Genomic DNA, 14,091 nt, shown 5'->3' on the forward strand with positions numbered 1-14,091 from the left:
GATCATGGGAGGTGTTTCCGAGCAGCGGATCTGGCGCGAATAGTTACTGCTCGCAGCCTGCGTCGGCCAAGCTGCCGTCGCGGAAGGTGACTGTCGGCCATGATGTAAGCGTGGGAAATGACCTGTATCAACGCCTCGTCGACGCCGTCACTCGTGCGAAAGGGGACCGAGCACTTCGGCTCGTCACGGTGATCGTGCCCAGCAGAGGTGCTATCCGAGACGTTCTGCAGTACCTCGCCCGGCACGGCGGGGTCGCCAACACCCAAATCCTGACGCTCGATCTGGCCGTCGCCACACTGGCTGCCCCGGCACTGGCACCCCGCGTGCCTTTGCCGTTCCCGTATCTCGACGCGTCCGTGCAGAAGGTGCTCGCCGACGAGCCCGGCGTTTTTGCCGACGTCGTAGATCAACCCATCACTGCCGAAGCGTTGGCCGCTGCCTCACGCACGCTCGGTGCGGTGGCGGACCCATCACCCACGGACGCGACTCCTCTGGTGCGCGACATGCTGCGCGTACACACTGCCGCTTCCGCCGGGCACACCGACACGCACTATCTTCCGCACGAGGCCTACGCCGCCGCCACATCTCGCATAGATAAGTTGGGTGAGGTGGTGATGTTTCTCCCAACGGCTGCGGACGCGGGCGCATCGCAGTTTCTCGACGCTCTCGCGAACCGCAGTCAGGTGATCGAGACCGAGGCGCAACCGCTCGGCACCACGGTTCTCCACGCGTCCGACGCCGACGACGAGATCCGATCGGTCGCCAGACTCGTACGAAAGCACCTAGCCAGCGGAACGCCCGGCCATCGCATCGGTGTCTTCTACGCCAACGGCGACCCCTACCTGCGCTTGATCCACGAGCATTTCACCGGCAGCCGAATCGAGTTCGCCAGCGAACAGTGCCACACCCTCAAGCATCGTCCGGCCGCGCGATCGCTACGCCGACTTCTCAGCATCGACACCGACACGCTGCCCCGACGTGAGCTTCTGTCGATCCTGTCCGAACGTGCCGTACGTTGGTTCGACAACGCAGGATTACCCTTGTCGTTGCGGCGCGCGGAACGCCTGACACGGTCCAGCATCAAGATCGTCGGCGGCCTCGACTGGGAACGGCTCGCCGCCATCGAGCCGGAGCACCGCGACGCGGAAGTAGCAGGATCGCTGTACGCACTGGTGACTGATCTACGCGCCGACCTCACCGCGATCGCCGAATCCGACTCGTGGTCTGCAGCATCCGACAACCTGATCGCACTGCTCGAGCGCTACTTCACTGCAACATCGACTCGTAGCGACGATCCCACGTCCGCAGACATCAACACCCTGACCATGATTTGTCGCGAAATCGGTGCAATGGATTGCATCGCACCGACGCCGACCGCGTCGGGAATCGTCAATGCGATCTCGGTACGGGTCGATGCCTTGCCAGAGACTGTCGGAACCATGACGGCGGCCGTCACCGTAGGCCTTCTCGCAGCCGGAGCGGGACGCGACTTCGACGTCTGCGTCGTCGTCGGAGCGGCCGAGGGCATTCTCCCGGCCACGCGACGCGAAGATCCGCTGCTGCCGAGTGAACTGGTGGGTCGCACGCTCGCAGAAGAGATCCAGCACCAGAAGGCGCAATTCCTGGCCACGCTGGCGTCAGGGCAGCAGCACCGCATCGTGTCCTTCCCACGCGGGAGTATGCGTGGGGGAGCGGAGAAGGTGCCATCGCGCTGGCTCATGCCGACACTCGATGCCTTGTCCGGAAGCAAGATCGGCGTCGTCGACTGGCAGAAGCAGACCGCAGACGTCGAGGCCATCGTCACGGTCGAATCGTTCGATGTCTCGACGCAGACTGTCGATCGTCGCATCGGCGTCAGTGCCGCAACGGAAACTGAATGGCGACTTCGTGCATTGGCCGAGGTTTCAGCATGTCATCGGCGGGGCGCACTCGAAGACCCCATTGTCGCTGCAGGAATGGAACTTCGCAGCGACAGACTGCACGGCCGATTCACTCGCTTCAACGGCAACGTCTCTCACATCGAGAACGCTGTGAAGTTCTTCGATGCTCCGGTGTCGACGAGCAGGCTCGAAGAGTGGGTGGCCAGTCCTTACCGCTTCTTCGTCAAGACCGTTCTTGGTGTCGACACGCTCGATGACCCTGACGACGCTGCGCAGCTCGATCCGCTGACCCGTGGAAATCTGATTCACCTTTCCCTCGAACGTTACGTGCAGGGAACGATCGACGGCGTCGATGCCACACTCGATCGCCTCATCGTGATTTCCGAAGAAGTGCTTGCCGACGCCCGCATCGACGCGCCGGGATGGCTGCCGCAACTGTGGGAGAAGGACAGCAGCATCATTCGTCGCGAACTCGTGGAGTGGTTCGAACTCGACCGGGCCGATCGTGCCGACGGGTGGACACCGGTGCACGTCGAACGGGATTTCGGTGTCGAGCCTGACGTGGTTTTGCTCGATGTGATGGGCGAGCAAGTTGCGTTCGCAGGCAAGATCGACCGCATCGATCGGCACACCGATGGACGAATTCGGGTTACCGACTACAAGTCCGGCCAGGCGACGTCGTACAAAAAGCTCTCGGAATCCGAACCGACCGACGGCGGAACGAAGTTCCAGCTCCCCGTGTACGGGCTGCTGGCCCTGACGATGGGGAACAGCGTCACGACGCGGTATTGGTTCGTCAACCACAAGGCGAACTACGAGACGATCGGATACCAACTGACCAATGCCGCGGTCGACGTTTTGAAAGCCGATATCTTCCGAGTGCACAGGATGATTCGAGCCGGGTACTTCCCGCCGCGCCCACCTGCCAGCCATTGGGCGAATCCGCTGGTCGATCTTCTCGGCAAATCCGGTCTCGAACGGGCGTGGTCGAGCCTGCGGGACGTGCCGGAGCTGGCCGACTACCGCGCGAAGTACGGAGACTGAGATGTCCAGTGAGAACACCCTTCTGGTCGACCACGGCGATCGAGCGCGAATCGAGAACGATACATCCGCAACGCTGTTCGTCGAAGCCGGCGCGGGAAGCGGAAAGACGCATTCGCTCGTCCAGCGCATCTGTCACCTCGTTCTCGAGGACGGAATCGCACTCGATCGCATCGCGGCCATCACGTTCACCGAGAAGGCCGCAGCCGAGCTCCGTGAGCGAGTCCGAACGCATCTTGCGGCCTTCGACGGTGATGCGGCTGCGAAGGCGATGGAACAGATCGACACCGCCGCGATTGGAACGCTGCACTCCTTCGCAGCACGCATCGTAAGCGAACATCCGTTAGAGGCGGGTGTGCCGCCGCGCGTCGCCGTCGTCGACGCGATGGGCTCGCAGTTGTCGTTCGAACGTCGTTGGCGGCGCATGCGAGCTGCTCTCTTCGCCGACGAGCTCGCCGCTCCCAATGGACTCACCGACGCGATGCGCATCGTCTTGGGCGCGGGAGCGTCGCTCGATCAGGTGCGAACTCTCGCGGACGCGCTCGACCGAAGCTGGGACCGTTTGATCCTGGCCGACGTCGCCCCGACCATGGCGGTCGCGGATATCGATGCACTTCTGCGTCTTGCCGACGAAGTTGTCGATTCTGGCGCGGACTGCACCGATGCGTCCGACAATCTGGCCAGGCGGCTGTCTTTGATCTCCGAGTGGCGAGTCTCTATGGCAGACGCCCGGTCCTCCACCGCCTGGATCGCGCTCGCGGCGGAATGTCCGTCGAAGGGCAGTGGCGGCAAGGGGCCAAATTGGGTCGGCGGCGCTTCACGGGTGAAAGAAATCAAGAGTTCGATTGACGACCTGAACGCAGCTGCCAGTACCGAGAGGACACGCTATGTCGCGTCGGCGTTGGCGATCGTCGTACATCATCTATCTCGCGTGATTGTCGATGAGGCAGCCGAACGTCGTCGACGAGGTGAGCTCGAGTTCCATGATCTTCTCGTCTACGCCCGAAACGTATTGCGTGACGAAGCCGTTCGTCGGCTCGTGCACGACTCCTACCAGCGGATCATGCTGGACGAGTTCCAAGACACCGATCCTCTGCAGCTCGAGATCGCACGGTTGATCGTCGACGGTCCGGACGAGTCGGGCCGGTTGTTCACGGTGGGGGACCCGAAGCAATCGATCTATCGATTCCGTCGAGCCGATATTGCTTCGTACATGGCTGCGCGCGACGGGACGGAATCCAGTAATGTCGTTCGACTCACGACGAACTTTCGGTCCACGAAACCTGTTCTGGACTGGGTGAACTCGGTCTTCGGCTCTCTCGTCGTCGCCAATGGGTACGTTCAGCCTGACTACACGCCGCTCGATCCGTCACCTGGTCGCCCGGAGTGGACGGATGAATCAGACTGGGGTCCATCGCCGTTCGTGTTCGAGGACACCGGCGAGGCGGTTGATGACGAGCACTTGTACACACCGTCCGAACTGCTGCGCGCCCGCGAATCGCGCGAAGTGGCGCGCATTATCGCGACCGCCCTCGACGAGGGTTGGCAGAAGGAGCACGGGGGATTCGGCGAGTACACGCACCGGCCCGTCACCCTCAGCGATATTTGCATCCTGATCCCGTCGCGTGCAGTTCTACCGGCTCTCGAGCGATCTCTCGACGAAGCCGGAATCGAGTTTCGTTCCGAGGCTTCATCGTTGGTCTACTCCACGCAGGAGGTGCACGACCTCCTGGTCACGTGTCGTGCGTTGGCAGACACCGCGAACGAGGCAGCGGTTGTTGCAGCACTCCGGACACCTCTGTTCGGTTGTGGGGACGACGACCTGCTGCGGTGGAAAGCTGCTGGAGGTCGATGGGACTTCTTCTCTGACGCACCCACGGGCCTGGAAGATTCACCGGTCGCGGCTGGGCGTTCGTATTTGAAATCTATCTGGTTCGAGCTGGCGCTGCTGAGCCCTGGATCGTTGCTGAGTCGATTGGCCGTCGACCGTCGCGTGTTCGAGGTGTCGATGGATTCACCACGACATCGGGACGTGTGGCGTCGACTGCGCTTCGTCATCGATCAGGCGCATGCCTGGTGCGGCGAGGATGGCGGTGATCTGCGGGACTACCTCGATTGGGCGCAGACACAGCAAGACGAGAACGCGCGTGTCACCGAAGCAGTATTGCCGGAGGTCGGGGTGAACGCGATACGGATCATGACGATGCATGCGGCCAAGGGGCTGCAGTTTCCGATGGTCATCCTGGCAGGAATGAGCGGTGGATTCCGGGCGACGTCCGACCCAGCGGTGTGGGGTGACGACGGGGCATTGCATCTCTACGTCGGTGCGGGAGTGCAGTCCGTCGACTACAAGACTGTGTCGGCGAATGAAAAGGCGCATACGGAGGCAGAACGCGTTCGTCTCCTATACGTGGCGTGCACGCGGGCGGAGAGTTTCCTTGCTGTGTCGGGTTACGTCGGTGCTAAAGGAAGTTGGGGAAAGACTCTTGCGGGAGGCACTGCGGGCATACCCAACGTGGTTCCGGATCTGATCGAGCCCGTGCGGGTCGAAGATGGGGCACAGTCGAGTTCGGCTGTATTGCAGAGCTGGGACGAGTGGAAGTCCGAGACCGCGCGGGTGGCGGAGGTCTCTGCGATACCGTCGACGGTGACCGCGACGCAGATCGCGCATCCGGTGTCGCCCCTACATAGGGCAGTTTTGGATGAGTATCGGTCGGCGGGACTCGTGTTGCCGAAAAGCTCGATGGAGTTGGTCGCTCCCTCTGTTGGGTCGGTCGAAAGCGGAACGGCCCTGGGTACTGCGTTGCACGCACTGCTGGAGACGGTGCCGCTCCATACGGCCCTGGATTCTGCGTTCGACGACAAGGCTCGGAGCGCAGGCAACCTAGCGGGGTTGATCGACTTGGATCGGTTTGTGCTCCTTGCGAAGTCGGTGTTCCGGTCCGAGCCCGTCATGCGGGCCGCTGCCCGCGAGCATTGGCAGGAAATGCAGCTGGCAGGCATGTCGCCGCGGGAAACCATCGTGGTCGAGGGTATTGCGGACCTGGTGTACCGCGAGGACGACGGGTCACTGGTGATCGTGGACTACAAGACTGATGTCGGGGTGACGGCCGAGACGCTGGAGGCCTATTGGACCCAGCTGTCGGTGTATGCGGACCTGCTCACGCGGGCGACGGGGGAGCAGGTGAGTCGGGTGGTTTTGGTGTTTGCTAGACCGTCTGAAGCCCAGGTGCTGAAACGTCCGGTTCGATTGCTTGACCACCGCTAGTTCGAGGGCCGTTACTACGTCGGAACAAGGACAATTCAACCGATCGGACACGTCCGTCCTCAATCCTTCGCTGGCGGGCCAGCACTTGGACTTCGCTGCCGAAAGGTCTACCAGGGAGCGAAGTGCTGCGACAGAAAGGCGAAGGACTGCCTTCGAAATACGCGATAACGTTTGACGCCAACGAGTTGCGTGCAGTCTTGGTCCGCCACCCAGTCATACTTCGCTAGCAGGTCACCTCAAGCGGACCCAGCAGCGATGAGGCACGGAGGTGGATCACGAGAATCGGGGAAGCTCGTCGGCGAATCGGTACGAACAGCCGATCTCGTCGGTTGTATTGATGGCAGCATTGATGCGGAACCACGCGATGCATGTTCGTGCGATCAGCCGAATGTCTTTGGTGAAAAGGTATCCATCGGTGCAGTCGTCGAAGTGGCCGTCGTACTGCCACTCGTCGAGCCGCAGGCCCGCGGACGAATAGTCCGCAAGAAGCAGATGACCGAGTTCCGTCCGTGAGCGTCTGAGCATCATCACACCGTCGCTCAGGACGACAACCTGTGCACAGACTACTTCGGTGTCGTCTCTTTCGGCGATGTAGTGACTGGGGCCGAGCTCGACGATGAATCCGACCGGCTTGGCGTACATGGATTCGATCAGCCAGGCGCTCAGCGAGTCCCACGGATCGACTGCCATACGCTGGCCATCGACGATGAAGGCATCGACAAGTGAGCCAGGTTCGACCAGCGCTTCCCAAACATCCTTCGCCCATCCGTCGTCGCCGCTGTTCTCGACACCACTCTGATCGGCCCAGATGCAGCCGAAGGTGAAGTCACTCGTCGTAACGATGCCGTCGTCATCCGAACTCTCCACGCTCCACCCCTCCAAGCGGACGCGGAGGTCGGTGACGACCACGAACCTGTTGCCTTCGTCGTCGATGTTGTAATGCCACTCCGGGACCGGTTGCGCAGTACCAGGACTGCGTTTCACCTTGTGAGTGGATACTTCGGCGCGGTAGATATCGGACCGGACCGATCGAATTCGAGTGATCGACCGAGACTTACCGATCGCGTACGCGGGCTTCGCCGTTGACATAGCGGCACTGGCGGCATCGAAGCGCTGCTCGACGATCATCTGCGGCCGGCCGCTGGACGACCGACTCGATCTCGCGTCGCGATGATTGTGGTTGACGCGTGCCAGGTCGCTGTCTCGGAGTCGGGGAGGGATCTCGCCCTCGGGTTCGACCTCCACTATCACGGTGGAGTGCCTACGTGGATCGGTCCGCCGGCTCCACTCGGGCAGGTCACCGACGCCGTCGGGCTCGTGATCGAAGAACTGTTCGTCGAACCACACATCCGCCCGGCAGATTTCGATTCCGATGGTCGGGCACACCTTGGCGACAAGCCTCTCGACACGAAGGGCGAGACGCCCAGCGTCCCACCACTCGCAGTGGTCGGATCGGAAGACGATCCGTGAATTCCCAAGCACCGACTCATCAAGGTGCGCGTCATGTGTGTGGACGCTGTGAAGCAATGCGAGCTCACGTTCGGCCGATAGGTCCGACAATGGATGGTCGACCTCGATCGCGATCATGAACTCGGCTCGAACGGTGGACATGCCGTTGGGCCCGAAGGATGTTTGTTCCATAGTTTCTCCTCTGAGTGGAGCGAAGGGGGCTGCCGAGAAAGTCGGCGAGAGTGGCATCAAGTGGTGTGGACTACCTGCAACCTCATGTGTACACGGGGGTACCGACAGGTCTGTCGGTCCAGATGAAAACGGGGTTGTCTTCGGCAAGGGGAGGGACCTGCCAGTGATGTCAACTGGGTCTTCCTCGATACGAACCGCGCGGTGTCGAAGCCCTTCGCTGGTGAGCTGAGGTTCCGCATGGATCCCAGACATCGACGCATCACCGACCGGGGAGACGTCGTCGCCCAGTTGGGCCGCGTTACAACGCTGACGTAGCCCGATTGGCCTAGTCCAGATGTTCCTAGTAGTACGGCTCGCTACAAACCAACCGATACGATCTCGGAAGACCGATTTGCGAGGGAGCACGTTTCATGGGTTCGTCGAAGACCAACGTGGGCACATTGACGCCTGAGCTCATCGGGAAGCTTGATCGCCAGCTCGCCTCATGGCGCGAAAAACTCCTGACACTCGACCGTCGGCAACGGCTCGTCTACTTCAAACACACCAAGGTCGGATCGCTGGAGTTCGCCGATCCCGGTCCCGAGACGTTTCTGGCGCAACTGTCCACCGGGTCCCTGACAGTGCGTGTTAAGGAAGCTGATGGTTCGGCGCGGCCCACAGGCCGCTCGGTGTACGTCAAGGACAAGACGCGGGAGACGCTCGCGACCTCCATGCGCCGAATTGACACACAGTCGAACCAGGCGTACGCCGATCGCGGTGTGTGGACACTGAACCTGGGACTGTGGATGCTCCGGTGGACCGACGCGGATGATGCACCGGTCGAAAGTCCGTTGCTGCTGATCCCCGTCCGGGTGCAACGAAGTGGTGCGGACCAGCCGTATTCGATGTCCCGCACAGAGGACGACATCACCGTCAACCCCGCTCTGAAACTCAAGATGGACGAATTCGGTGTCACGCTTCCTGACATCGATCCCGACATCGTGGCACTTGAGCCGTTCTTAGCCCAGTTGAGGCGGCTGATCGCTGACAAAAAGGAATGGTCCGTCGAGACTCGAACGGTGCTGTCGAACTTCACCTTCCACAAGGAGGCGATGTATCGAGACCTTGCTTCGAATAAGGACATCGTTGCCCGACATCCGATTGTCCAGCTACTGTCTCTTGGTCCGCAAGCGCCGTCGGCCGGGAATTACGGGTTCACGCCACTGGCCTTGGACACGCTCGACGAGGTGAGGGCACCAGAGGAACTGTTCAGCATTCTCGATGCGGACTCGGCTCAGCGACGATGCATTCTCACTGCAACCAGTGGCAAGAGCTTCGTCATGGATGGCCCGCCAGGGACCGGCAAGAGCCAGACGATCGCGAACATGATCGCTGAGTTGATTGCCGCTGACAGGACGGTCCTCTTCGTCAGTGAGAAGGCGGCCGCTCTGGACGTTGTTCGCGACAGGCTCGACAACGCAAATCTGAAGCACTTCCTTTTTGAGCTCCATAGCCACGCAGCAACCAGGAAAGGCGTCGCTGAGGAGCTCGGTAAGAGTCTTCACCAAAGGCTCAAAGTGCAATCGACTTTCGGCGATCAGGATGCATCGCGGCTGGGCAGAACGCGCAGGGAACTGAGCGAGTTCGCCTCCGCGATGAACGGGGTCGACCCCAAACTGAAGAGAAGTGTGTACAGCGTCGTGGGCCGGTTGACCGAGCTCGGTGAGCGAGTCGACATCTCACTGTCGTCCGACGCACGTTGGGCTAAATTGAGTGCAGATTCGCTCGACGAATTGCGGCAGCATGCAGAGCACCTCGGGAAGCTGTGGTGGGTCGTCGAGAAGGGGGATCAATACCTCTGGCGTGGTTTGGCACGGACAGATCTGAACGGCGAGGATGCGCGGACCTACGCGCGTATCGCCGACCGTGCGGCGGCCAGCGCGAGTGCGCTTCTGACGCGGGCCGAAACGATCGACCAGGATACGGGTATCGAGTTCGGTGCTTCTCTCGACGCGATAGATCGGCGCAGGCGGTTATTGGAGCTTTCCGACTCTCGTATCGGTACACCATCTCATTGGTACGCCTCGAGTGAGCTGCCCGCGGTCCGTGCTCGGCTGGGGTCTGCCAGGAAACTCGTAACGGACATCGACAAGCGGGTTCGTGAGCTGACGAAGTTAGCTGGACCGCGATGGGCCGAGCTCGACAGCTCCCGACGCGGAACGCTCCATATCTACACTGACAACACGATCGATGGCGAGATGATGGCCGCGGACGTTGAGACAAGAATCGCCAAACTAGTTGAGCTGCAATCGACCCTCTCAGAGATCGTCGAGGCGCACAACGAACTGTGCGCCCTTCTTGGTCTTCCTTTCGGGGCGCCCACTCTACGACGAGTGACGGAGATTGCCGACCTAGCCCAGATCGGAGCAGCAAACGACCTGCCCGAGCGGACTTGGCTGAACGCCGCGATTCTTCAGAGGATCAGCGAGTCCATAGACGTTCTGGAATCCGTTGTAGAGCACGCAAATAGACGTCAAGGATCCTTGCAGGATGTCTTCACCCCGGCCGCCTTGGATCTCGACCTCAGCGCCCTGAACGTGCGGTTTCGGGATACCCACACCGGATTGCGAAAATGGTCTTCCTCCGCGAGTGCGGACAAGAAGGCTTTGAAGTCTGTGACCGTTTCAGGCCGTGTCGACAAGTCCGTGCTCGGACGCCTCGAGGAAGCCGCGAGTTGGCAGATGTCCGTGCGCGAGGTTGCGGAAAAGGAAGCCCAGCACAGTGCGAACCTAGGATCGAAGTACAGAGGACAGGTCACCGAATTCGACCGTGCGAGAGCCGCGTTGGACAACGCGCGTCTCGCTGTGCGCCTGGCTGGAGCAGATATCGACCCCGGCACCTTGGCGACTCAGATTTCATCGACCGCCGAAGCAGACCCCCGGTTGCTCGTCGTTGCTGCTCACGCTCGGGACGCAGTGCAACACTGGACCGCGCTGCTCAGGTCTGTTCCGGCATTTTCTGATCAGACAGCCAACCCGAACTCGAGTCTTGACGAGCTTTCGGCTTGGGCGTCGACCAGCCACAAATCCCTCCAATTCTTGCTCCCCGTGCTTCAACAAATCTCCGAGATCGCTCAATACCCGGTATCACTGGCCGCCGCGACCACGATGCTCGATGAATCAGCCGCCGTCGCAACCAAGACCGACGAACTTGCTTCAGTACCAGACTTCGATCAGACCCACTTTGGTGTCCCAGCCCTGAGCGCTTACAGCAACTTCGACGACTACGAGATGAAGCTCTGTCATGCGGAGGCCTTTCAGGAGCTTCTTCGCGGCCCGGTCAGTGCTGACGTGGCGGATCAGTTCAGCGGTTCGAGCAGCACGTTTGCTGATTTCGACGAGGTCGTTTCTGGATTCGAGACCGGTCGTGATGAGTTCCTGGGCTTGTTTGCAAGGGAGCGTCGAACGGAGTTGGAACGCGAACTCGTCGCAGGCGTAGCGGAGTTCGGCTTGTTGTTGCGCGAGTTCGAAGAAGCCGCCGCTGGCGAGGTCGAGGAATGGTGCGACGCGACGACCGAACTTCGGTGGTTCGACGAGATCGGTTATTCGTCGGTCCTCGGCGCCTTGAGGAAGACAGGGCGGACGCCAACCGACGTCGCCGAGATTCTCGAATACGCGGCACTGGAGGCGTGGATCGACTCTCGTTCGCGAAACGATCGCAGGCTCAAGCAGTACCGAGCCCTGGACCGCAACCAGGCAGTCGAAGCATTCAGGACACTCGACACTGAATTAGTGAAGAACGCACGGGCGCGGGTGATCGAACAGTGCAATCGTCGGGCGCCGATCAATGTCAACAGCCGAGCTGCGGGCATTATTACTCGCGAGAAGGAGAAGAAGACTCGTCACAAGCCCGTGCGAAAGCTGCTAGAGGAGACTGGATCTCTTGTTCAGCAGATCAAGCCGTGCTTCATGATGAGTCCCCTTGCAGTCTCACAGTTCTTGCCGCCGGATCTTCGCTTCGACGTAGTGATTTTCGACGAGGCATCCCAGGTTTTGCCGTCGGACGCGGTGAACTGTGTCTACCGCGGGGACCAGCTGATCGTCGCTGGAGATCAAAAGCAGTTGCCGCCTACCGATTTCTTCAGCGCGACGGCCGACGACCTCGACGCAGACGAAGACGACGAAATGGATGTGTTCGACTCGGTGCTCGACCTCGCTAAAGGTGCCGGTGGGTTGACGTCGCTTCCGCTGAACTGGCATTACCGCAGCCGTCACGAAGACCTGATCAGTTTCTCGAACTACAGCTTCTACGACGGCAGCTTGAACACCTTTCCAGGCGCCGTGTTCGAAGCACCTGATCTTGGTGTCGAGCTGCAGTATGTCAGGGGTACTTACCGTCGCGGAACAACCCGTGACAACCCCGTCGAGGCGTCCAAGGTGGCCGAGCGCGTCGCATGGTTCAGAGAACACAACCCGAACGACTCGATAGGTGTCGTGACCTTCTCGTCAGCACAAGCGGATTGCGTTCTAGCCGAGATCGACCGGCAGTCGACTACAACCTCGAGTCTCTACGGCGTCACCAGTGAACACGACCGCCTCGACGGCTTCTTCGTCAAGTCACTGGAGAACGTACAGGGCGACGAACGCGACATCATCATCTTCAGTTTGGGGTACGGACCCACCGAAGAGGGCAAGCTCCATTCAAACTTCGGACCACTGAATCGCGCAGGGGGATGGCGCCGCCTGAACGTCGCGATCACGCGAGCCCGGAAACGCGTCGAAGTCGTTGCATCGTTCCGAGCATCGGAGCTGCCAGATTCAAACAATCCGTCAATTCGACACCTGAAAAACTACCTTGACTTCGCCGAACACGGGCCGAGGACGCTGGCGATTGCGCCAGTGGAGACTGACGACCTCTTGGAGAGTCCTTTCGAGGAACAGGTCGTGTCTGCGATCCAGAGGTGGGGATACGACGTGGTCTCCCAGGTTGGGGTGGCTGGGTACAAGATCGATATCGCAATCAGACATCCATCGCGGCCCGGTACCTATGCCCTAGGGATCGAATGTGACGGTGCCGCATACTTCTCCGGCAAGACTGCACGAGATCGCGATCGGTTACGCGATCAAGTGCTAAGAAGTCTTGGGTGGTCGATCCACCGAATTTGGGCCCTCAGCTGGTGGCGTGATCGTTCCGGGCAAGAGAAGTTACTCCGGCTCGCGATTGAGGCTGCAATAACGGACGGCGACCGATTATCGTTGGACAAGGATGACAGACGCGGTGACGACGGTTCGGGACCAACCGTCGAGTACACCGAGGTGGGATCCTTGGGCGCCCGTGAGTGGACAACCGGTTACGTCGCTGTCTCACAGGCCGCCGGAGGAACCCGCGAAATCAAGACCCCAGAAGGCAGACTGGACGCAAAGCGCTTCTTCGAGGACGTGATAAGTGTTGAATCGCCCGTTCACGCCGACGTGCTGTACGAAAGGTTCCGCACGGCCTGGGGTGTCGGGCGGTTGGGCGCGGCGATCAAACCAGAAGTGGACCGCGCAATGAACCGGGCTAGCCCCTACGGTGCCGACGAAAGAGGCTTCTATCGAAGCGGCTCGCACATAGTTGACGTCGTTCGGATCCCAGATCACGGGCAAAATGCGCGAAAACTAGTGCATGTCGCTACGGACGAGATCGCGATCGCGGTCTGTCGCATTGTGCAGGAGTCTGTATCCATCGATGACAAGAATCTTATGTCGCAGGTTGTCGAACTATTCGGTGGTCAGCGGGTATCCGCAGAATCGAAGGGCCTGATGATCTCGGTGGTGGAGTCGCTAATCAAAGACGGCCGTCTACACCGAGATCAATCGGGGGATCTGGTAGCTGTATTGATCGACTAGTTTCTATGATTCTATTTACTTGGACACTGCCCCAACTCTTGCCGCATCAAGATCCTCATGCCGGTGCGTGGACCGAGTATCGGGGACCTGCCACGGTCATGACGTGCGACGAGGATTTTAGTGTGGCGATTGCGTTTTCGATCAGACTGGAGCTCGCGTCGAGGTTTATTCCGTCGAGGTGTGGGGAGCTCGAATTCATCGAAGACGAGCTTCGCCGTCGGCGCCGTAGGAATCTGATTGCGGCCCAGGATGTAGCTGAAGCGGAACTGGCAGGTCCCCGATAGTCGGACCACCGCGTTCTAGAGCCACGGTGTGATTGATGTCAGTCGATCGCGCAGCCCACGGGTTGGTGCGTGTGGGTGCATTGGGCAGCGTACTCGGCGGGTGTCAGGTA

4 protein-coding genes are annotated in these 14,091 nt (G+C 60.5%); 3 read left to right on the plus strand and 1 reads right to left on the minus strand.

Annotated features, from left to right (window positions below; translation table 11 throughout):
- Nucleotides 1-110 precede the first annotated feature (110 nt).
- Nucleotides 111-2,924, plus strand: a complete 2,814-nt coding sequence (locus tag O1W68_RS20365; RefSeq protein WP_269306679.1) for a PD-(D/E)XK nuclease family protein — start codon at nt 111-113, stop codon at nt 2,922-2,924.
- 1 nt (nt 2,925) lies between these two features.
- Nucleotides 2,926-6,189: a UvrD-helicase domain-containing protein gene (locus O1W68_RS20370; protein WP_269306681.1), complete on the plus strand. Its 3,264-nt coding sequence runs from the start codon at nt 2,926-2,928 to the stop codon at nt 6,187-6,189.
- 273 nt (nt 6,190-6,462) lie between these two features.
- Here the strand turns inward: O1W68_RS20370 and O1W68_RS21650 are convergent, their stop codons facing one another.
- Nucleotides 6,463-7,830 (minus strand): hypothetical protein, encoded by a 1,368-nt coding sequence (locus O1W68_RS21650; protein WP_442972422.1) that lies wholly within the window; start codon nt 7,828-7,830, stop codon nt 6,463-6,465.
- A gap of 410 nt (nt 7,831-8,240) precedes the next feature.
- Between O1W68_RS21650 and O1W68_RS20380 the strand changes: the two genes are divergently transcribed.
- A complete protein-coding gene (locus O1W68_RS20380) occupies nt 8,241-13,697 on the plus strand; it encodes a DUF3320 domain-containing protein (protein ID WP_269306682.1) in 5,457 nt (1,818 codons plus the stop codon).
- Nucleotides 13,698-14,091 lie beyond the last annotated feature (394 nt).

It is taken from the genome of Rhodococcus sp. H36-A4 (assembly GCF_027158005.1).
In the GTDB taxonomy this organism is placed as follows: domain Bacteria; phylum Actinomycetota; class Actinomycetes; order Mycobacteriales; family Mycobacteriaceae; genus Rhodococcoides.